23 protein-coding genes are annotated in these 22629 nt (G+C 36.9%); 6 read left to right on the top strand and 17 right to left on the bottom strand.

Annotation, left to right across the window (positions count from 1 at the left end):
* Positions 1-8: 8 nt before the first annotated feature.
* Both J2Z32_RS11410 and J2Z32_RS11405 read right to left on the bottom strand, forming a co-directional pair.
* On the bottom strand, positions 9-995 hold the full coding sequence (locus J2Z32_RS11410) for an ABC transporter permease (protein WP_210089283.1): 987 nt from the start codon (positions 993-995) through the stop codon (positions 9-11).
* Between the two features lie 155 nt (positions 996-1150).
* On the bottom strand, positions 1151-1672 hold the full coding sequence (locus J2Z32_RS11405; protein WP_210089282.1) for a hypothetical protein: 522 nt from the start codon (positions 1670-1672) through the stop codon (positions 1151-1153).
* Between the two features lie 458 nt (positions 1673-2130).
* Between J2Z32_RS11405 and J2Z32_RS11400 the strand changes: the two genes are divergently transcribed.
* Entirely contained in the window at positions 2131-2244 is a 114-nt protein-coding gene (locus tag J2Z32_RS11400; protein WP_210089281.1) for a YjcZ family sporulation protein, read from the top strand.
* Between the two features lie 105 nt (positions 2245-2349).
* Here the strand turns inward: J2Z32_RS11400 and J2Z32_RS11395 are convergent, their stop codons facing one another.
* The 5 genes from J2Z32_RS11395 to J2Z32_RS11375 form a co-directional block, all read right to left on the bottom strand.
* Positions 2350-3561, bottom strand: a complete 1212-nt coding sequence (locus J2Z32_RS11395) for an ABC transporter permease (RefSeq protein WP_210089280.1) — start codon at positions 3559-3561, stop codon at positions 2350-2352.
* 2 nt (positions 3562-3563) lie between these two features.
* Positions 3564-4310, bottom strand: a complete 747-nt coding sequence (locus J2Z32_RS11390; RefSeq protein WP_210089279.1) for an ABC transporter ATP-binding protein — start codon at positions 4308-4310, stop codon at positions 3564-3566.
* Between the two features lie 14 nt (positions 4311-4324).
* Entirely contained in the window at positions 4325-5656 is a 1332-nt protein-coding gene (locus J2Z32_RS11385) for a DEAD/DEAH box helicase (protein ID WP_210089278.1), read from the bottom strand.
* Positions 5657-5834: 178 nt separating this feature from the next.
* Complete coding sequence (locus tag J2Z32_RS11380) at positions 5835-6611, bottom strand: SDR family NAD(P)-dependent oxidoreductase (RefSeq protein WP_210089277.1); 777 nt, start codon at positions 6609-6611, stop codon at positions 5835-5837.
* A 66-nt stretch (positions 6612-6677) separates the two neighbouring features.
* Positions 6678-7136, bottom strand: a complete 459-nt coding sequence (locus J2Z32_RS11375; protein WP_210089276.1) for a chemotaxis protein CheX — start codon at positions 7134-7136, stop codon at positions 6678-6680.
* A 226-nt stretch (positions 7137-7362) separates the two neighbouring features.
* Between J2Z32_RS11375 and J2Z32_RS11370 the strand changes: the two genes are divergently transcribed.
* Both J2Z32_RS11370 and J2Z32_RS11365 read left to right on the top strand, forming a co-directional pair.
* Complete coding sequence (locus tag J2Z32_RS11370; RefSeq protein WP_210089275.1) at positions 7363-8262, top strand: LysR family transcriptional regulator; 900 nt, start codon at positions 7363-7365, stop codon at positions 8260-8262.
* A 23-nt stretch (positions 8263-8285) separates the two neighbouring features.
* On the top strand, positions 8286-9095 hold the full coding sequence (locus J2Z32_RS11365) for a histidinol-phosphatase (protein ID WP_210089274.1): 810 nt from the start codon (positions 8286-8288) through the stop codon (positions 9093-9095).
* Between the two features lie 167 nt (positions 9096-9262).
* Here the strand turns inward: J2Z32_RS11365 and J2Z32_RS11360 are convergent, their stop codons facing one another.
* Positions 9263-9850, bottom strand: coding sequence for a GNAT family N-acetyltransferase (locus J2Z32_RS11360; RefSeq protein ID WP_210089273.1), 588 nt, complete (start codon positions 9848-9850; stop codon positions 9263-9265).
* A complete protein-coding gene (locus J2Z32_RS11355) occupies positions 9825-10568 on the bottom strand; it encodes a DUF1361 domain-containing protein (protein WP_210089272.1) in 744 nt (247 codons plus the stop codon). The genes J2Z32_RS11360 and J2Z32_RS11355 overlap by 26 nt, the downstream gene beginning before the upstream one ends.
* A gap of 411 nt (positions 10569-10979) precedes the next feature.
* Here J2Z32_RS11355 and J2Z32_RS11350 point away from each other — a divergent pair, with 411 nt between their 5' ends.
* Positions 10980-11309, top strand: a complete 330-nt coding sequence (locus tag J2Z32_RS11350; protein ID WP_210089271.1) for an MGMT family protein — start codon at positions 10980-10982, stop codon at positions 11307-11309.
* On the opposite strand, the gene nagZ is transcribed toward J2Z32_RS11350, so the two are convergent.
* The 8 genes from nagZ to J2Z32_RS11310 form a co-directional block, all read right to left on the bottom strand.
* A complete protein-coding gene (nagZ, locus tag J2Z32_RS11345) occupies positions 11306-12562 on the bottom strand; it encodes a beta-N-acetylhexosaminidase (protein ID WP_210089270.1) in 1257 nt (418 codons plus the stop codon). The two genes, J2Z32_RS11350 and nagZ, sit on opposite strands and share 4 nt — an antisense overlap.
* Before the next feature lie 2 nt (positions 12563-12564).
* Positions 12565-12912 carry a hypothetical protein gene (locus J2Z32_RS11340; RefSeq protein ID WP_210089269.1) on the bottom strand — a complete coding sequence of 116 codons (348 nt, stop codon included), beginning with the start codon at positions 12910-12912 and terminating at the stop codon, positions 12565-12567.
* Between the two features lie 140 nt (positions 12913-13052).
* The gene (locus J2Z32_RS11335) at positions 13053-15431 is read right to left on the bottom strand and encodes a YcdB/YcdC domain-containing protein (RefSeq protein ID WP_210089268.1); all 2379 of its coding nucleotides are present in this window, start codon (positions 15429-15431) and stop codon (positions 13053-13055) included.
* Positions 15432-15496: 65 nt separating this feature from the next.
* Positions 15497-15952: a MarR family winged helix-turn-helix transcriptional regulator gene (locus J2Z32_RS11330; RefSeq protein WP_210089267.1), complete on the bottom strand. Its 456-nt coding sequence runs from the start codon at positions 15950-15952 to the stop codon at positions 15497-15499.
* A gap of 98 nt (positions 15953-16050) precedes the next feature.
* The gene (locus J2Z32_RS11325) at positions 16051-17250 is read right to left on the bottom strand and encodes a Ger(x)C family spore germination protein (RefSeq protein WP_210089266.1); all 1200 of its coding nucleotides are present in this window, start codon (positions 17248-17250) and stop codon (positions 16051-16053) included.
* Positions 17243-18346, bottom strand: coding sequence for a GerAB/ArcD/ProY family transporter (locus J2Z32_RS11320; protein ID WP_210089265.1), 1104 nt, complete (start codon positions 18344-18346; stop codon positions 17243-17245). The genes J2Z32_RS11325 and J2Z32_RS11320 overlap by 8 nt, the downstream gene beginning before the upstream one ends.
* A 29-nt stretch (positions 18347-18375) precedes the next feature.
* Positions 18376-20007, bottom strand: a complete 1632-nt coding sequence (locus tag J2Z32_RS11315; protein WP_210089264.1) for a spore germination protein — start codon at positions 20005-20007, stop codon at positions 18376-18378.
* 171 nt (positions 20008-20178) lie between these two features.
* The gene (locus J2Z32_RS11310) at positions 20179-20700 is read right to left on the bottom strand and encodes a GNAT family N-acetyltransferase (RefSeq protein ID WP_245251398.1); all 522 of its coding nucleotides are present in this window, start codon (positions 20698-20700) and stop codon (positions 20179-20181) included.
* A 449-nt stretch (positions 20701-21149) separates the two neighbouring features.
* Here J2Z32_RS11310 and J2Z32_RS11305 point away from each other — a divergent pair, with 449 nt between their 5' ends.
* The gene (locus tag J2Z32_RS11305; RefSeq protein WP_210089262.1) at positions 21150-21725 is read left to right on the top strand and encodes an RNA polymerase sigma factor; all 576 of its coding nucleotides are present in this window, start codon (positions 21150-21152) and stop codon (positions 21723-21725) included.
* Positions 21726-22580, top strand: coding sequence for a DUF4367 domain-containing protein (locus tag J2Z32_RS11300; protein WP_210089261.1), 855 nt, complete (start codon positions 21726-21728; stop codon positions 22578-22580).
* The last annotated feature ends 49 nt before the right edge of the window (positions 22581-22629 follow it).

The following is a 22629-nucleotide window of genomic DNA, read 5'->3' as shown; positions in this document are numbered from 1 at the left end:
TGTCCCCTTTAAATCATTGTTAGATCTTTAATTACTGGAGATAAATAATTTGAAATAGCTAGTGCAATGCTTACTGATACAATGAGCATCAAAACAATTTCTGATATTAAAGAAGCGATTGTATTAGCTCGTGTATAGCCCAAGCTTACATATATAATTGCTGTATTTTTATTTGTTAATATTAATATTTTTACGTTAAAGATTATATTAACTATAGAGATTATGCATATAATTAACGCAATGATAACACTGCCAGTAACATTTTCTATTTTCGCAGTGAGTATTGAAGAAAAATTAGAACTAATCTCATATTCAGTATCTTGAACAATATTGGATGCATGTTTAATCATACTTGTAATTTCACTGTTTATTAACGGTTTTACTGTCGTTATCCAAATTTCATTAACAGATAATTCGTTGTTAGTTTGTGATAACTTTTGAATTGTATTATAAGGAAATACAGTTTCATATTTGCTAATCCCAATAAATTTAAAGTTCGTATTAAAAATAGGAATTTCATCTCCTAGGTCGAAATTTCTATAATATGTTAAATAATCATCTTGGTTTAAGATAATTACTTGTTCTCCATTCTCTAACTCAGTTGAATTAAAAGGTCTACCTTTTAAAATACTTGATTCGATGGATTGAGGATTTAAAAAAGAATAGTTACCTGAAAAATATACAATATAATTCCCATATATATTTCCTTTTTCATATAGTGATACTTTATTAGCTGTCTCAATCTCCTTTTTCACCCAATCTTGCAGTATCGTATCTAAAGCTTTTATAGTATTTGAGGAAGAAATCCTAGTGACATAAGTCCTTTTAGCAAGACTTAAGCTTTCAAATTTGGATGCACTATTATAAATTTCATGTCCAGTTAGAATCAAAAAAGAAATTGTAAGTGCAAGTGTAAAAATCATTACTAAATACTTATTCCAATTCACAAGAAACCTTTGATATAAAATTTCGATTAAAACTTTTATATTTCTCATTTGACCTCACACATAGGTAGGGTGTGTAATAAAACCTGGAATTTAGTGCTTTAAAACACATCCTAGTAGTAAAAATAATAAAAACATAGAGGAGAGACTAATAAAAATAATAAATCTCTCCTAAATACTTTGTTTAAAGCTTATTCAATTATTTATTAATTATTAGTTATAGTCCCTGATCCAACTAAATAATGATTATCTCCCAGTCTATCATTATTCACAACTCTCAATTTATAATTACTACCCTTAGATAAACCTGAAATCGTTCCAGATTCAGTTTTACCCAATTTCATTTGTACTGATTTAGTAGTAAATCCTTTAAATAATTCAACTGTATATTTATGACCTGAATATCCACTCACTCTAGTTCCGTTATAATTTTCAACATGCGCCGAAGCCTTCACCTTCACAGATGAGCTATCAATCTTAAAACTAGTAGATTCTACTGAATAACGAATATTAAACTCAAATGACTTAGCAACAGATCCCATTAAGGAAAATTCTGAAGGAACATCCTTCCATCTAAAATATTCACCTGTCTCTTTATTCTCATAATCTACACCATACTCAATTTTGATTGTTTTATCATTTTCTTGTGCTGAGGCACTGATGGGAGTAACTAAAATAAATGCCATACATAATGTAACTAACACTGCTAACATTTTTTTGACTTTCATTCTTATTTCCTCCTAGAAAAATAGTATTATTGCAAACAATCTCTCTATATGAATTACTAGACACACCTTCTTTCCATTTATTATTATAAAAGAGATTATTTTACAATATACTAATATGCTAGGATATATATTATTTTTTGTCAAATTTAGACAATGATATAAATGTTTTCATTCATTAAAATAACTTCTATTTACCCTTCTTTAATTTAAACGGAATCCGCCTCCATTTCTTTCCACACTTCATAACACTAAACAATCAGGTCTATAGCAAACAAAACATCGAACGCTGAAAATGACCTCATAAAGCCATGAAGCCCCTCCCCTTTATTTTTCTAAAGTTAAAAATTAAAACAAACTTAATTGTCTCATGAGGATATCTGCCCAATCATCTAAAGGCGTTCTGACATAAACTACGATTGTAATATAACAATTCTTCACACAGAGAGGGGAATAAGTACATGGGAGCAATTGAAGAAAACAGAGGTTATGGTGCTGCTGGTCTTTTTACTAGCACAGGGGTTATTCTCGTATTGTTTATCCTCTTAGTTATCGTTAGCCGCGCATTTGTATAATTCATTACTGATCCAGTAAGGGTTATACCAAAAAAGGTGACTGGGGCTGTCTATAAGACAGCTCCAGTCACCTACTTCAACGTTTACCACATGATTGATCTACCGTTACTCCTCTTCCTCTCTCCACTTTCGAATCCAAGTAACACGAAGAGCAACAATGAATATAAATCCCAAACCAAGTGCAGCCAGTTTAATTGTCAGTTCCCCTACTGGAACAAATAACATTGGCAACCACATGATAAGGCTGATCACGCATAAAAAGGATATAATCACACTGATTACTGTATTTTTCCGCACCCCTTCTGGGATGGGATAATATTGTACCGCAGGCGAATCCTCATGTACTTGGCGTAAGGAGGTTAGCTGTGCCCCAATTAAGAAAATAAACAATAGATACACAGCAAGCCCAAGCCAACTTCCTCCACTCCAGCCAACTAAAAAGGCACCTAATATCCCTAAGCGAATGACGATCGCTAGCAATTCACTACGAATCAACGTTTTTTGCAATAAATATTTGTAAGACAATTCCTTTTTCCAAGGAAGATGTTGCCCTATGCTGGAGAGCCAGACACGATGTACGATCTTTTGCCCTTCAGCTTGGACATCTACAAACCAGCTCAGCACAAGCATCACCCTTGAAGCGGATGCCTTCTCGATCGCAATCAGATTTTCCCATGCTAACCGATGTTTCATCGGAATACGCAATACAACTAAATAGGTTGCGATAACCAAAAGTGAGAAAATAACACTTTTCCAAATTGGTTGCCAAAGCCATACACCTAAAATAAGGATTAGCACACTAAAACGCATCAGTTTAAGTAATCTTCTTGTGGTTTGGGAGATTGTATTGATTTCTTGCCAGTAGCCGTAGCCACTCACACATTTTAAAACAGTAAGTAAAAGTAGCAACAGCCAGATTGGCAACATGTCAATTTTACTAATAATCACCATCGGCCACAAAATAAAGACAATTAAAAATAATCCCACTAGCTTATACACAATGCCACGAATAAAGGTAGGTCTCAAATACTGATTCATTATACTTTCTTGAGGCATCAACAATACAACATCTGCTTCACGTAAATAAGTACGAAAGCTAACATGTGCAATAAATAAAGCCAGCGTAAAAAATACAATAAAGCGAACTGGAAAGTCTGCAGGAAAATGAGTTAAAAAGGTGGTGTACCATGCTGAAAATGTAATTAAGCTGATTAGTAGCAGCACAGCCACACCGCTTTGCATCACATAAGGAAAAAAGGGAAGCACTTTGCCCCAAAAGGCGTGCTTACGTTTTTGATAAAGTGCTTTAAGCTCCATATCTATTCCCCATCCTTAACGAGGGCATAAAACATGTTTTCTAATGTAGCTCCACGCATTCCTGTTTGCTCCCCGATATTTTCAAGCGTTCCTTGTGCTATTACAGCCCCGCGATGCAACACGATAAAGCGATCACAATATCCTTCAATCGTAGATAAAATATGTGAGCTTAGCAAAATAGAGGCGCCTTCATCCCGAATTCGCTTCATAAATTCTAATAATGAACGAATACCAAGGGGATCCAGTCCCAAAAATGGCTCATCAATAATATACAAAGGCGGGCGAGCAACAAAAGCACACATAATCATCACCTTTTGCTTCATCCCTTTGGACAAATGCATCGACAAGCTATCTGCCTTTTCCTCCATACGAAATAGCTTTAATAGCTCCTCTGCTCTTTGCTTATAGGCTTGTTGATCAATTCCATACGCACGTGCTGCAAATTCTAAATGCTCCCGAACGGTCAACTCCTCATACAAAAGTGGAGATTCAGGTACAAAAGCTAACGAGGACTGATATTGATCTGGTGCTTCATTTTTAGTGCTACCTTGGATTAAAATATTGCCTTGATGAGGAGTCATCAGACCTAACACATGCTTCATCGTGGTGCTTTTACCAGCTCCATTTAAACCGATCAAGCCCACCATTTCCCCTGGCTTCACATCAAAGGTCACATCATGTAAGACAGGCTTGCCGATGCTATATCCACCTGTTAATTGCTTTATTTCAAGTACAGGAGTTTCACTCAATGCTGCTTCCTCCTTTATTTTTTATCCTTTAACCATCTTGGAGCTCCTTTATTTTTCCGCTCTAATTCAAGCTCCTTTTTGCTTTTACGTTTATTCGTCGGCTGACTTTGCATGTTACTTCCTTTTTTCTTAGGCTCAGTTTTCGCCTTAGGCTTGGACTTAGGAGTGGATATAGAGCTGGTATTGGCTGATGATTTACGTTGGTGTTCTCCAGCTTCTAACAGTTTCCCATCAAACAATTGACGTGCAGCAATTTCAATGTCTAGCTCTTTAGCAAACTTATTCATAATAAATTGCTCTTGTGGTGTGACGAGGGAAATCACCGTCCCTTTCCGCCCCATTCGACCTGTCCGACCAGAGCGATGAACATAATGATCACTATCAATCGGAGGATCAAAATTAATGACAAGCTCTAGCTCCTCTATATCCAGCCCTCTTGACGCAATATCGCTGGCAACTAATACTTCAATTTTCCCTTCACGGAAACGACGTAAGGTTAAGCTTCGTACCGTTTTATCTGCATCACCATACAATCCACCCGCTTCCAGATTGACATAGTTAAGCTTCGCTTCTACTTCAGCAATTCGATCAACATGATTCACAAATACGATAACACGTTTTGTGTTAGATTGACGCACAAGTCTACGTACATAGTCCACCTTGTCACGCCCATCACATGTGATATACAAATGTGTTAAAGTTGCCGCCGTTTTTGTCTCAGGCTCAATACCAATCTGAACCAAATTTTGCATTTGACGTTGGGCAAGTTGTAAAATTTCGTCATTGATCGTTGCAGATAAAAATAATAGCTGACGTTCTTTTAGCGTACCACGCAAAATATGCTCTAGCTCGGCTTTGCCCCCAAGCTGGAACATTTGATCCACCTCGTCTACCACGATCATTTTTACGGTGTGTAGCTTAAGCTTGCGTAACGCTACGATTTCCCTTATTCGTCCAGGCGTTCCGACAACAAGGTGTGGGTGTAGACGTAGCTTCTCCAATTGTCTTTTAATCGCCGCCCCTCCAATTAAGGGTTGTGACGAAATGCCAAGTGGCTCGCCGTAATTTTCAGCCTCACGCTGAATTTGCATCGCTAGCTCTTGCGTAGGTGCCAAAATAATAGCCTGCAAGCCTTTTTCCTCTGGGTTGATACGTTGAAGCAACGGTAATAAATAGGCAAGCGTTTTTCCTGTCCCTGTCTGAGATTGAGCAAGTATATCTTTACCTTCAAGTGCAGCAGGAATACTCTCTGCTTGTACCTGAGAAGGTGTTGTTATCCCGTAATCTGCAAGCTTGTCTACTAATACATTGCTTATACCTAAGCCTGCAAAAGTGGTTAATGTCATTGTATTCATCCTCTGTGGTCAAAATTTTTAGCTTAAGTATAGTATATGACACTTCATAGAGAGAAACCAAATAAAAAGAAAACAGATTTGGCTAAAGAGCATAGAGGCCAGGTCTGTTTTCATCTAAAGATGCCACACATGTATAAAGTTAATATGTGTCATTCACCAAAATATTTTACTATTTTTTGTTTAACATGCGATAACTTACTGCATCTGCAATCCGTGGAAATAGCTGATACAGCTTGGTTCCGATACTTGCAAGCCTAGGCATGTTTGTCTCGGGTTTCCCAGTTCTAGCAGCCTTTACAATCGCTTTAGCAACCACCTCAGGCTTTAACATCATCCATTTCACATTATTCACGTAATGTCCACTTGGATCTGCAAGCTCAAAAAATGGAGTATCAATCGGTCCTGGATTAATGCTACTCACACTAATTCCATAAGATCGCACCTCTTGTCTGAGGGCATTGGTAAACCCTAAAACTGCATGTTTTGTTGCAGTGTAGGAAGTTGATTTTGCAGTCCCAATTTTTCCAGCAATGGAAGCTACATTTACAATTACACCATTGCGTGTTGCTTTCATATATGGCAAAACAGCCTTAGTGCAACGAACAAGACCTAAATAATTGACGTCCATCATGTCTTCATATTCATCCATTGAAGTCTGCTCGCAGTACTCAAATACACCATAACCTGCATTATTTATCAACACATCAACTCGTCCAAATTGTTCGTATATTTGAGAAAAAACAGAAGCTACCTGCTCATCGTTAGTTACATCTAGTTGAAAAATTTTATGTAGACCTTGTAATTGAGACCCAACCGCCTCAAGCTTGCTTAAAGATCGGGCTGTTAAGATGACAGTCGCGCCTTCTTCTGACAGCAATTTAGCAGTAACGGCCCCAATCCCACTGGACGCCCCTGTAATTACAACCACTTTGGATTGTAGTGACATGTATAAATCAACCTCCTAGTTACGCTCATTGGCAAACTCGTAAGATTAATTTTACCATATAGCTTATTAGGAGACCATGACTTGAATATCTAACTCACCAATGCCATCCATTAACAATGGTACACACAATGCTTTACGAGGACTAAGTCCTTGCGCAGCAGAGCTCTTAATGACTTGTGGTGGTGTAATATCGACAACGATCCCTTGGTTAGATAATAACGTGCTTGCATTACCACTAATCATATTTCCTAGCTCTGAAATTGCACTTTGCCCCATCTCGTCCATTTCAGTTAACACAAAGCCCCCCATCATGGCGGACACGATGCGTAATGCAACGGCTTCCTCTAGACCAAATGTAACCATACCGCTAAAATGACCTGTCATGCCAATCTGTATCCAGATGTGATCTTGTATCGGAACGATCTCCTTCAAGCCAGGACTTCCGGTTGAGGGAGAAACCTGAACAACTTGTTCAATTACAGAGCATGCTGACTGGAGAAATGGATTAATAACTTCTACTTTCATTATCTTGCCCCCTTCGCACTAGGAAGTAACTTATTCATTACAAAAGTCCCATGTTTTGGCTAACCATTATTATACTTTATTCCTATACACAAGTCATTAAAAATGTAAGATTACAAATTTGTAAAAGGGCGCATCATTGCGTTTTTAAGGTGGAATCACCTATAATGAATGAAATCACAGCTTGCTCGGGTAAATTTATATATAGGAAAAGAAAGGAGGGGTTTAGATGAATATGAGTCAATTGGAAACGCTAATTACCATTTCAAAAACGAAGAGTTTTCGGAAGGCTGGCGAACTGCTAAACTTAACGCAACCTGCTGTGTCAGCACAAATTAAAAGTCTAGAGGATGAGTTCAAGACTGTACTTGTGGATCGCAACCAACCCGTCACACTTACAGATCGTGGTCAGGTTTTTCTCGAACATGCAGAGCGTATGCTTGATATTGTTGATCAATTACGGCTGAAATTGTCTGATATGGAGCAAACACCACAAGGTCACATTGTATTAGGCACAACGACATCGATTGCCATCCAAATTTTGCCCCGTATCTTATCTTATTTTCAGGATCAGTTTCCATTAATTAAAACTACCATTCAATCGATGCCTTCATCATTAATTTATCAAAATGTAGAGCAAGGACTTGTCGATATCGGAATTGGGTATTTAATTGAAAACAATCCGCAGGTACTCTCCTCTGTTTTATATTACGATACGTTTGATCTAGCAGTATCTCCGCTACACCCTTTAGCTAAAGAAACGGAGCCAACGTTAGATAGTCTTAAAGATGTGCCGATAATTATGTTATCTCCTGATACTGTAGGCAGACGTTTCACAGATGAATTGTTTGTACGCCACAACATCGAACCTCATATCGTCATGGAATTATCCAGTAGTGAAGAGGTAAAAAGAATGGTTGAGATCAACCTTGGGGTGGCTATCATTTCAAGGCAATCGATTTTACGTGAGCTACGGCAAAATACGTTAAAGATTGTACCTATTCCTGAGCTTGCTGTTACTCATCCTGTTGGTGTGATCTATAAGGCTAGTCGTTACGTAAATTCAGCGATGCAGCAATTTCTTGCAGATTTAAAGGGCATGCCAGAGGATCACTTTACACGAGAATAAAATGTTAGAAGGGAGACATCACCTTGAAATTTGATCTTCATACACACCACTTCCGCTGTGGTCATGCAGACGGGAACATTCGTGATTATATTGAGGCTGGGATTGCCGCAGGATTATCGGTCATTGGCATTAGTGACCATACCCCTTACTTTGGAAGTCAAGAAGAACAACCTTTTCCACACATTACGATGGCTAAGGGAGAATTTGCTCATTATGTGCAGGAGGTGCTTGCACTTAAGGAAGAGTATGCTGGAAAAATCGAGGTTTTACTTGGTATCGAAAGCGACTTTTTTCCAAAACATGCTCAAATATATCACAGTACACTAAGCCAGTACCCTTTTGATTATGTGATTGGTTCTGTACATTTTGTGAGGGACGTTAGTATCTTTAACAAAACAAGATGGAATAACCTCTCTACTGAGCAAAAGATTGCTCACAAAAAGGATTATTACGCCTTGATTAAGCAATCTGCGGAGAGTGGCATGTTTCAAATATTAGGGCATATTGATGCGATGAAGGGGAATTACCCTGCTTTTTCTGAAATTCCTGCCAATGAAGCCATTGATGATGCGCTTGAAAGTATTGCTAAGCATGATGTCGCCATTGAAATCAATACATCAGGCAAAACAAAACTGAGTGGTGGCTGGTATCCTTCCGATGAGATATTAGAACGTGCGTTGAATTTCGGGGTAAATGTTACATTTGGATCAGACGCACATAAACCAAGCCGTGTAGGGGATGAATGGCAACAGGTGGCGGATCGCCTGAAGGAAATCGGCTTTAGCCATTTTGTATATTATAAACAAAAGCAAAAAATTGAAGTTCCGCTTTAATCCATTTTTAAGTTATAGGGCAAAAAAAGAGAACCCTTTCACGTCCGTTCCGTAGGGTTCTAAAAAATAATCTATTCAAAAGGGGGTCATGTGATAAGTTTACCCTGTCACTGTTAGAGACAGATCACAGCAATATTTCATTTGTGTAACAAATGTTAACATTGTGGTTATAAGCTTATCGCATGGGTTCTCCATAAATGGTATTTAATATTTGACTCCGTTTTACCTTCCATCGCCTTAACCATTCCACACTTCTTTAGTACACTTTCTGAGGCTACATTCCCAACCTGGCACCTTGCCTCGATCATACCTAAGTTTAATGCGGAAAAGCCGAAGGACAACACTAGCTTTGCAGCTTCTGTTGCATAACCTTTATTCCAAAATTGTGGCGCAATAAAATAGCCCAGCTTCGCTTGTTTAGTGATCTTGTCCAAAAATTGTAATGAACAGAGCCCAATCACAGAATCTCCTACCACCTGTTCGTGATGATCCACATTAAATTGCTTTGAAGATAACGGAAGAGTAACGGCAAAATGAACATCTCTAAGTCGCTCATAGCTTTCTTCGAAATAGTGAAATAGCTTTGACGGTGTACGCAACACACCTTCTCTAAAATTAATAAATTTTCGAACTCTATCATCTAACATATAATGTGACAATAATGAGGTGTCATCCTCTTCTAATTTGCGTAATATGACTTGCTCACCAATAATGTGCGGAAATGCGGATCTAAGTTGCTTTAGAACCTTTTCCAATGCCTACTCCCCCTGTCCATTTACCAAATAACCAGCATAACGTATAAGATACAAAGGTGATCAGGAACATCCATTTACAAAAAGCAAGCGTGTGCAATAAATTAGGTTTGTTTAAAAAATAGGTCAATGTTTCCTCTAATACATATAGAGGACGATGAAATACATCCCAGCTATTCCATCTTAAGAATCTTCCCAAGTATACCCCGAAGCTGCTAAGCCCAAGCACAATAACTGCAAAACACCAGCCCACTACTTTACCATATAAACGCTCCACGATAAGGTGTACCGACACTAAAGAGATGATCCCTAATATTAATCCTAACAGAGCTACATAAAACAAAATAAATAAATGATTCCAAAAAGGAATCTCCATCCAAAATCGGCTTGTGTCAGTAGGATACCTTACAAAAGGATGCAACATATCCGTAATTAAATAGGTAGCATTAGGATAAAACAACAACCAAATTATTCCAAAAGAGATCATACTTATCATACGTGTTGCTTTTAATTTAATCAAGCTTAGTGCATCAAGAATAATACTCAAAATAGCAGGAATCCATGCTAAAAATGTGTTCCAGATTAAAAATAAATAAGGTGGTTTACTTACACCCGGTAACCTTGTCTCACTTACGATCTTTAGTCCAATCATCGTCGCGATAAATAAAAAGAGATATAAATACAATTTAGCAGGATAGCCAAGTTCCCTCCATTTTTGCATGTTGTAGTTGTCCTCCAAGAAATAAATTCGTTATAGTATACAACGTATTGCTGTACATATAGTTACTATATTTCTGTAATTTGTTATTTAGTTAATTGTATTTTTAGCTGTATATGAACATTGGTAATTGTGTATTACAATTAACTTATCTTTTATCTTTCTAATGAACGATCGTATCATTAAGGTTGAATCTTGAAATTAGTGCTTGACCACAAACCCAAACTAGCGAAGAGACAGAGAGATTCTGAAGGTTGTCTCTTAAAATCAAATTCCACCCTTAAATATACTTAAATAGAGGAATTTGATTTTAACAACAATCGCAAGAACTCTCTGAATCGTAGCTCCCAGCTTCTTCTCGCGGTTAAGTACTAGGTTTCTATTATAAGCTTTATTAAACGGAGAGTGATAGATATGACACCATTTACAAGTAGAGTAGTTGCAATCATTCAAGGTATTCCTGTCGGTAAGGTTACAACCTATGGGGAAATTGCCAAGGCGGCGGGAAGTCCTAGAGCCGCTAGACAAGTTGTACGAATTTTACATAGTATGAGTCAAAAATATAATTTACCTTGGCACCGCGTTGTTAATAAGCAAGGGGAAATAGCTATTAAAAATGATGAGTATACTTTTATGCAGGGTCAGCTATTAGAAGAAGAAGGTGTCACTGTGATCGCTGGTAAGCGAATTCCACTTGACACCTTCTTATACATCCCATCTGCAGTTCATAATGATCAATGCTAAAACTGCTTTAGGAGCTCGGCAATTCGCTCATTAATCTGCTTTACATCTGGTCCTATTGCCTGCTGATGATCAGTAAGCTTATATTTTTGTTTAAGCTGTAAAACTTGAGTTACCCGTTCATCAAGCATTTTGGGTGTAATCTCACCTTGCTGGACTGCATCTGTAAGTGCTTTTGCAACACTTTGGATATTTTCCATTCCATGTCCAATTAACACTACGTTACCACCAGCTTGGATAAATTTAACAGTAGCTTCGCCCATATCATAATGCTCCGTAATCGCTCCCATCGTCATATCGTCGGAAATTACGACACCTGTAAAGCCTAACTCTGCTCGAAGCAGATCATGAATAATGATGGATGAAAATGAAGCAGGAGCACTATTGTCTATCTGAGGCATTAGAATATGCGCAATCATCACCGCGTCAGCCCCCTTAGCAATAGCTTGCTTAAAAGGCACCAACTCAAGCTGTCTTAATCGTTCTATATTATGCTTTACAATCGGTAACCCAATATGAGAATCTACTGAAGTATCTCCATGCCCTGGAAAATGCTTGACGACTGGAATAACATTTCTTTGCTGCAACCCTTTCATCACTGCAATCCCCATCTGACTAACAATGTTGATCTCATTTCCATAAGCCCGATCACCAATGACAGGGTTTTTGGGGTTACTATTTACATCAAGTACAGGTGCATAGTCCATATTAAGTCCAAACGACTGTAGCTGATCACCAATCACTTTACCAATCTGGGTAGCAAGCTGTTCGTTTTTCGTATCCCCTACTTTTTTAGCAGATGGGATTTTTTTAAGCGTCGAGGGCATCCGTGATACTTTTCCTCCCTCTTCATCGACACTCATAAAGAGAGGAACACCTGATTTCTGTTGTGCGTTGAGTTGCTTTAGATCATTTAATAGCTGAACAGCTTCGTTCTCTTTTTTAATATTAGTACTATAGAAAATAAAACCACCCACGTTATAGCTACGTATTAGCTCCTTCGCAGCTTCATCAACCTCTGTCCCATCTATTCCAGCCATAATAAGCTGGCCAACCTTTTCAGAAACAGAAAGCTCCTTTAGCTTGTCCTGGATGGGGTCTTTTTGTGGTTGGTTAGACTCAGTAGGTGAAGAAGGCGTGTCGGTATTATAATTAATATTATGATCCTTTGCTGTATTTCTAGCTGTATCTTGTTCTGTAAAAACACACCCCGTGAGGAGCAATACCATTAGAAAAGTCAGTGATCGTAATCTCATAATCAGCTTCCTATAGATTTATTTTGTTCATTTACTTCATTCTCTTCGGTTTTCTCATTTTTAACATATAGATTTTGATGACAGCTTGGACATTGAATCAAATAAGGTGATTTTTTGTGAATCGTTTCACCACAATTTGCACAAACAACCTTATTGCGTATCTTCATTTGAGTCAGGAAGCTAATTAAGCCTCTTACAAAAATAATAATAGGTCCAAGCAGTAACGTTCCAATAAACCACATCGGAATTGTACCGCCACGCCCTTTAAAATACAGTGCAAAGCCAATTGCATACACAAGAAATAGTAACGCTAAAATAATAGCGAGACGGTTTTTTTTACCTAGATTCATGTTTCGTAGCCTTCCTTCTCAGTTGATGTCTTTACAAGTATAACGCATAATGCTCTTTCATAATCGTAGAATTTATAAAAAAAAGAGTATCCTGTCGGATACCCAATACCAAGCGCTTGTTGTATAAACAGTAGTACACATTATCGATCTGTAAGCTTACTATCAATTTTCCCTTGTAATTCCACCATTCTCATAATAACTGCAGCAGCTTCCGCTCTAGTCACCTTGGCCTTACCATTAAACCGTTCATTGGTTGGCTTTAAAAGTCCTAATTTCATTACCAATGCAACTTCACCACGATGCTTAATCTGTGATATATCTCGTAGCTTAGCTACAGTAGTGTCGTTCTCCATAAATTTAGCGATTTTATTATATTTCAAAATTGAAGCTAACTGTACAGCTAGCTTTTCTCTTGTAAGAGCTTCGTTTAAATTCAGAACCTCTTTATCAGAAATCCACTGACGTTCCAGTGCAAAGCTTGCTAGAGCATAATATTCATGCTCTGGTGAGATGCCAGCTATATCTTGGTTTTGATTATTTATAATGCTACCATAGCTTTGATAATAAGGATTAACTGCTTTTGCAATGATTGACAACCATTGACCTTGAGTCAAAACCTCGTTTGGTTGCACCATCCCCTCCTTAATATCTAACAGATTATACGCTAACAGTATCTTAAGCTGTTTTTCAGCCCAATGGCCTTTAATATCACTAACCTGTGTCAGATCTTCTTGATTTACCGATAACTCTTCATAAACCTTTGTCCATTGTCCTGTAATTGCATCTAAAACCGTATTGTTTTTTTGCTTATCTTTAAATTCTGTCGTATATACTAAACGAATGTCTGGCTCCGAATACGTTCCATTTACGATCTGACTCCCAAAATTTTTATATTGAAGCTGTTGCTGCACAAGCGAAGCGTATATCTCTTGGGCCTTTTCCTTAGATATTTTAATTTTCGGATCCTTTGGCATTTTAGAAAGATTATAATGATTAGAATTATAGGAGATCACGTTCCCCTGATCATCCAAAACTAACGATGCTGCATTCCCTTCAACAACAATGTCATTATAAAAACGTTCAAAGGAATATGTAAATTCCTTTTCATTTTTGGTTGAATGAGTACTATTACGATTAACAAGCTTTAAATTTGTACTTGCATCATTATATAGCAGCTGAATCCATTCGATTGCCTTATTTTTTAATGCCTCCTCTGAAAGTTTGGCTGTCACATCTTTTTTATTCATATCCGGTGCTACTACTCCCAAGCCGATTGTAGGAAACTCCTGATAATAATAATTAATAATTTCACCCGTTAAAACGTCTACTTCTGCTGTCGTTCGGTCTGGCAATGCACCTAAAGAAGTTTGATCAGGACTTTGCCACGTTAAGCTCCATACTTTACGATCTTTATTCCAATAATCGTTTCTAACTGATTGCGTCATTAAGGTGCGATCATCGGGCACCTTGAGTATTTTTTTTACAATATTAGCCGCTTCCTCTCCAGTAAGCTCTACTGAAGATTTTCGTGGTTGAAAAATCGTTTTCCCTTGATCTATCGAAGCATAGGTAATCCCTTGATCAGAAATGAAATTCCCTTCATTATCTAAACTTCGGCCACTATTCGCATCAATTGAAATTAATGCAGTATTCCGATCTAAACCCCATGCCAAAACCCAATTATTAACTTTATTACTGCCAAACACAGGAACATATTTTAATTGGACATTCAGCTTTTCCTCCTGCTTCTTTTTGACCTCTTCTAAGGTGATTTTAGGCGTCGCAGAAGGATAATAAAAATGATCTGATGGTCTAGAAAAGTCTAATAAATCGCCATTTGAGCTTATACTAATTCGGATATATTGGGCATCTGATGGAACCCCATTTTTATATACATCAAATGTAAAGCCGTATTTCATAGGTCCAAACAATGAATCATCAAAGCTACTACCAGTATGATTAAGATGAAGATCATCCAGTTCAATTGAGGAAACTGCCTTTACAATTAATTGCTTCGCTTTTTTTAGCGCCTCTTCTCTATTAAGCTTAGGCGGGTAAAACTCATCATTTTGATAAATGTTGTGGATATATCCTTGAATCAAATCGCCTGTAATTGCATCAACAGAGCTACTAAATCCATAGGTCACATTTTTTTCACTATAGCTCCAATTCATCGTCCATACCATTTGATTTCTAGGTGCAGGATATGAATTGTTTACGCCTAATTCAATAGAGCTTAGCTGTGATTTGCTATTTTTAAGGACTGGAAATAACGATTTAACTTTTTCAATCGCTTCCTCTTGACTTACTTTGACCAACGAGGGATCAGGGGTATTCGTTAATTTATGGAGTGGAGTGTTATCCCCAGCCGCCTCCTTTAATAATTGTTTTGTTTCATCTATAGTCGTATTAGACGTGAAATCTGCTAAAACTAAGCCTTGCGGCAATATAAGAGAGAGGGTAATCGCTAAAGCTGGAACCAGCCTTTTCGCTCCTGAGTTTCCATCTTTTGAACTCAACTTTTCTTCAACCTCCTAAGTAAATTTTCCCATAACATGTCTAGCTTAGTATACTATATAATGTATTATTCGTCAGTGAAGAACTCAGAAACAATGATCTGTTTTAGCTTGTTAAGAATGCGGTGCATATCCACAAGATCTGCTTCGTCCAACTTATAATAAACACGCTCAATCATAAGTTTTTCTATTTTTTCGGATTTTTCTATGAATTTATTTCCATTAAAGTCTAATTCGATGATAGTCTCTCTTCTATTGTCTGGATTAATAGTTCGTTTAATATATTGTCCCTTCTCTAATTTAGACAAAATTTGACTCACAGCACTAGGAGAGACATCCATTAATTTAGATATCTCTCCTGTATTTAAACAATGATGTAGATGTAGATGACGTAATAAAACAGCCTGCTGTCCAACTATATTTTCATCAAATAAACGATGAAAGGCCTTCAACATACTAGTGTGACATTCCATATTTAAATGATTAACTTCCTTAATAAATGAAATACGTTGTTCCTCTTGCATCCCAAGTCCCTCATTATATATGAATTTAGGAAGATTCAATATTCTTCCCCGTATCAAAAATCTTAAGGAACTATTAAAATAATGTCAATCAATCTATATTACTCTGTAGAGGCACCAAAATCAGTTATTGTTAATTTCACATCAAAATCTACTGGAATATTTGCATAAACCTCATCCCAACGATCCTTCACTTTTTTCCACATTTTAGGATTTCTAATACTTAGACATTTTTGAAAACCAATAACATCTGCCTGATATACCTTTTGTGTTTTTTTCATCACGGATTGGATCATTTTTAGGAGGTGTTCCTCAAAAATCTTTTCTGCTTTCTCCTGATTTTGAATCTCAGAGAAATTTTCTTTATCATCCCAGTTTTCAATTAATCGACCATCCGACTTAAGCTCAACATGATAAGAGATATCATTCCCTTTTACGGTACATCTCATTTTACTTTTAAAATTTTTAATTTCATATACAATTTGCTTTCCTCTCTTATTATAGGCTTTTATTAATCCTCCTTTTGTATTTCCGTTAATTAAGTTTATAGTGGCAACTTCATCTTGGGTTAAATTCCCTATCCAATATCCTGTATCTCCTTTAATAATACCCGCACCAGAAAATTCAATATGATCATTTGCTGAAACAATATTTTGCAGTATATAGCTTTGCTTGGAGTTGGCATGTTCATCTAGTTGAGTTAAAGTAAAACCTTTCAAAATTTTGTTTGTCCGAAATGTGTTCCGCGTCATGTCCTGAAGTTTAAAGGCTGGAACTTCCCCAGGATTATTTGTTAGTAATGTTTCCTTAGCATCTCCCTCACTTAAAAAAAGAAGTGCACTAGGACGAATATCATTGTCTCTTAATATAAAATCAGTAAGTTCACCTACTTTGTATTTTTTTAGTGCATCATTTGAAATAACAATCACCTTTAAATGATGACCAATTACAGGCCGATCTCGCCAAATAGAATATTGACGCATAAGTTCAAGAACTGAATTACCTGATATTGTTACATTATTAAATTGTCTTGCATTTCCACTATCCGTTTTTGTTTTACTGCCAAACGCTTTTACAGGAACAACTTGAACTGTAAGTGTGATCTCATCTTTTTTCTGGTATGACTTAGATCCTTTTTCTACGAATTTTTGCTCCAATTCAGTTGGTCTAGCCGCATCTATTGCAATTCCTGCATAAATACTTAAATCTTCGATTTCTTTACTACTCCAGCATCCTGGAAGTAAAAATACGATTGTAGCTAGAATAATAAGCAGTTTATATTTAGGTATATATTTATACATTCTGCTTCAATCCTTTCTTGCGAATAATATAGATTAAAGATAACAAGCAAGGAACTAAGAAAAAGAGGACTATAGCGGCATACCCTATATCATTTCCAAGATTAAACACATCATTAATTCGTTTAGGAATCATCGTAAAAACAAATATGACCGGGATAACCCCTAAAATTGCCCATGTTCGACTGACCTTAAATATCTGAGAGATACCTAGTGATGCATTGAAATAAAAACTACTGAAATTACAAAACATTTGCATAATCCAAATTACTAAAAATGGAAACTCAAAACGTTCAAAAAACAAGCCTGTAATTTCAAACGTCCTCATTAAATCGATGGTTGGCCAAGTACTGCGCATCACCGCGTCTACAGACATCCCACCAATAACAACAATTACAGTAGACAAATAAATGAGCAGGGGAATTCCAATTCCAACTGTCATTGCTTTCATAGCATCCTTTGGACACTCCATATGCCCTACAAGCGTCATAATTACTTCACATCCGCTATAAATTAATATTGTTGATTTCAAGCCTTTAACTACAGGAACTAAACCTTCACTTAAAAGCGGACGTAGGTTATTAATTTCAAACAAATGAAAACTAAACCCATACGCAATCACAAGTACAAATACGCTGATGGGAAAAATAATTTGAAACACACGTGCGATGGAGTTGATTCCTCCAAAAACTAAATATGTTGACACCCAAATAAAAGGAATGACAATCGCCCATGATGGCGTGCCCTCAAGTAAGAAAAAAACCATAATCTCTACTAATACTCTTGCTTCAAAGGCAGCAATCACTAAATAATAAAGGATTAGAAGACTACACAAGGCGCCGCCTGGAATCTTACCCACAATTAATCTTGCATATTGGTAAATGGTAAGGCCTGGAAATTGTTGACTTAATTTCACCATGACGAATATTACGCCTAGTACAACTAGGCCACCCAATAAAACCGACAACCATACATCTGGGGTTTTTACGATTTCCACTACACCTCTTGGTAACGTCAAAATACCTGCTCCAAGAACAGAGTTCGTTAAAAATATGGACGCTTGTGTCGTTGTTATTTTGTCATCTGAGCGCGTGAACATGAAATCCCCCCCAAATATCTACAACTCGCTTATCTTCGTTTTTTGTTTTGTGTTTTCATAAGGTCAGGTCTATTATCCATTAATGAAAGCGGAGCACGAATGTACAAATCCTTCCAGTCACTGATGCGAAACGGTGAAAATGGAGTAACATAAGGCACCCCAAAGCTTTCCAGCTTCGTTAAGTGACTGCATAGGAATAAGAAAAATATAATCGTGCCAAACATTCCAAGTGGTGCAGCAAACATCATGCCAGCGAACCTCAATAGCCTTAGTGTTATTCCTGCACTATACATTGGAATCGCAAATGAGGATATTGCAGTAACCGCAACGACAATAACTAAAAACGGACTCACAATCCCCGCCTGAACAGCGGCTTCGCCAATAATCAAACCACCAACGATCCCCATTGCAGGCCCAATTGGTTTAGGTAATCGAATGCCAGCTTCACGTAAAATTTCAATCGCAATTTCTAAAATCAGTACCTCAACAAGAGATGGAAAAGGAACTCCTTGTCTCGTTTCAATAATCGTAATTGCCAATTCAGTTGGAAGTAGACCTGGATGGAATGAAATAAAAGAAATGTATAGCGATGGCGCCATTAACGATATAAATGCACACAGGAAACGCAACATCCGTAAAAAGCTAGCAGGCAGCCAACGCTCATAATAATCCTCTGGTGATTGCAGAAGCATACTAAAGGTGACAGGAACTATTAACGCAAATGGTGTGCCATCCAATAAAATCGCAATTTTCCCCTCCAAAAGGGAGCTAATTACCCGATCTGGTCTTTCTGTATTTTGTGCCTGTTGAAATGGACTCAAAACGTCATCTTCCACTAATTGCTCAACGTAACCAGCATCCAAGAAAAAATCCATATCAATATTTTTAATTCGTTTTTCAACCTCAGCCAGTAAATCCTGATTTACAATTCCTTTCATATATGCGATAACTAATGTTTTTCGAATTCGCGTACCAACCTTAAACTTTTTCATCTCTAAATCTTCTGTATACCCTTGCCTACGCAACATTGAAGTATTTTCGCTTAATTCCTCTGTGAAACCAAGCCTTGGTCCTCTCAATAGAGACTCTGATACAGGTTCACTAATCGATCTCGTCTTACCACTGGGAACTCCAACCAATAACACTTCTGGCATCCCTTCGATCATTAATGCTGTATAGCCCTTTAACACATACTCATTAAGATCGTCTAACATCGTAATCACATCAACATCTGCAATGGGTAATACTTTGTTTAAAATATATTTATTTAGCTCTTCTGAGGAACAATAGTCCAGTTCACTTTGATCTTGGTACATTAACATTCGCATAACCTGCATACTTATACTTTGTGGATCTAACATGCCATCAATATAAATGAGTGTAGCCTTTATATTCGTTCCCTTAATTATGAAATCTCGAATATTTACATCTCCATTACTTCCTATCGCTTCTCTTACAGCTTGAAGATCCGTATTATAATCACCAGCAAGCGGTTTAGGGGAAGTTGGATGTGCTTGCTGATATCCATAATCCTTTTTATTTATTACAAAGGAACGAACACGACGATAACAATAATAAAATAAGGTTGGAAGAAGAAATGCAGCTGTAGCCTGTGCCCATATTTGCCAGCTAGGAATATATGAAATGATTGTTTTCCACATCTATGTTCACTCCCCACTTCCCTTTAATTATTAAAAATGATTCAGCACATATAAAATGCCCTATTTTTTTACTTTCAATACAAAAAAACGAACCTAGAGCACTTACTCAGGTCCGTTTTTTAATATTTATTTTTTCGTATTTATTTTTTCACATTGTATTATATAAATAGTTTAATAAACCCCATACACTTTACTGTACAGCACATGCTTGACATGATCGAACTCCACTGGAGACAACAAAGCAGGATAACTCATAATGAGTAATGGAAGCTCAGCTTCGCCTTCGCGTAAAGCAGGTTGAGCATAGCTGTAGTTGTTGTTAACTTGAAATCCTAACTTTTTGTATAAACCAATTCGCCGCTGTGCCATCTCTTCATGAGGATGCTCTACCTCTAACACCACGGTTTTATTTAAATCCTTGCGTAAATAATCAATGACTAATTTACTCCCGATTCCACCCCCACGTAACGTTGGATTCACAGCAAGATGCTCTACAAATCTAAAGCAGGAAAATTCCCAGCTAGCAATAAAGCCTTCTATCTGTTTTTTTTCATTAAATCTACCATATAATTGATACAAAGGATTGCTTAATAAATTAAGCTGTCCGTCATAATTCCTGTATTCACTTTTGGGAAATGATTCTGACATTAATTCATATACTTGATCAAACGAAGATTGATCGATTTCTTTCATCAATTGATACAACTTCCTTTCTTTCACCCATTCTTTCTTGATGCTAAAGCTAAAAAACATATTTATTTAAATGGCTCAATCTTGAAATAGTACTTGACTGCTAACCCAAACAACAATCGCAAGAACTCTCTGGATCGTAGCTACCACACTCTAGTCGTTGGCAAGTACTAATTTATAAATAGAGCCAGTTAAATTGTAGCATTATTTCCCCCCATTCTCATTCATCTCTGCTGTAAATGTTATTTTATGTAAATTAACGAATAACCTTCTTTATTTATCGGCAAAGTGTTCTAATAAAGTTTAGTGTACTTCTCATATTTATTTATTTTAATTTCTTACTTTCATTTGATTATATTACCTGCTTTAGCATTTAGACAAAATGTTCTATAATAAGAGCCATGTCGCCTATATATTACCATTATAAAAATAGGCTGAGGGGGATTCTTGCGTTGTCAGATCAATTGTTAATTATTTTCCGAAGTGATATTAGAAATTTAGATGAAATTACTCAAAAAAATTTATATTTTTCATTATATAATCTCATTTATCCGCAATTATTATTTTTATTAAATGATCATGGCCTAGCTGAAGATGCAATTAATGAAGTTTTTATAAAAGCGATGAAATCGGGACCCAAAACAAAACCTGATTCTAATATTAAGGCTTGGCTGAAACAGATTGCTCGTAATACTGCTTTTGATATTTTAAGAAAAAATAAAAAATATCGGCAAGTTTCAGATATAGAAAACGTTATAGATACTAAGAATAGTAAAAGTTTCAATGGAATTACAGAAGATATTGATAAAATGATTGATAATTTAATTCGTACCGAGGCCATTCATACCTGCTTATCCCAAATTAAATGGGAATATCGGGTTGTCTTATACCTCAAATATATTGAAGATAAATCCAGTAAGGAAATCGCCAATATGTTAGGAATTAAAGAACCAGTCATGAGTAAACGACTCAAAAAAGCCAGATCAGCGCTAGCTGAAGTATTAACACAAACCTGGGGGGATAATTAAATGAGCCCTGATAACAATGAAAATCAGCATAATGAGCTAGATAATATGGCAAAAAAGACTGTTCAACGCTTGTATAAACAGATCGAAAATAACACACCTGATCCAAATGCAGCTTGGATAAAAATGCAAGGCCAATTACAAAAAAGAAAGAAAAGATATCAATGGTTCAAAATGAGTTCCGTTGCAGTAGCAATAGCCTGTATTTTTTTAACTGTGGCAATTTTCTCTACTGGCTCAAGCCCTGCTTATGCTTTTCAGCAAATGATACAAATTGTAAAAGATGCTCAGGCGGGAATTATTCACATTATGTATGGGAGTGAAGAAGTCACAGCTCCCCATGATGATGCAAAAACAGCACCACCTCCAGATGTAGCACAAGGTGACGTTCATTCAAGTCCAGTAGAACCTGAAGCGACTCTCACTTTAGACCCTGTCGAGGTGAGTTTGAATGATGCCTTAATGCAAAGTGATGTACCTATTTATATGCCTCAATCACTGCCAGATCAGGTTCAGTTGGATAAAATCGAACTTTATCCAAATGCAGAAGGTATTTACCAAATGGTCAGAATCGAGTATATCCAGTCAAATGGAAATTTGATCTCGCTGACAGAGCGAAAGCTCAATTCACATGGAACACCTTGGAATACCAGTGTGGATCAAGAGGCAGGGAAAGTAACTGCAATACAGATTCAACACAGGGAAGGTATCTTAGTTGAATATGCTGAAGGTGGCGGACGGGTAGAATGGCTTGATCCCACAAATCACTATTTGTTGCAGCTGACAGGAAACTTAAGCTCAGAGGAGCTGATAAAGATGGCGGAGGGTACGTTACAACAAGGGAATACGCAGAAATAATGAGCATGTCTGACAGAGGGATTATTCTTAATCTCTCTGTCTTTTGTTT

Source organism: Paenibacillus turicensis, assembly GCF_017873435.1.
In the GTDB taxonomy this organism is placed as follows: Bacteria; Bacillota; Bacilli; order Paenibacillales; family Paenibacillaceae; genus Fontibacillus; species Fontibacillus turicensis.
Note: the sequence above shows the minus strand (reverse complement) of the source record. Positions and strands in the feature narration are given on the sequence as shown.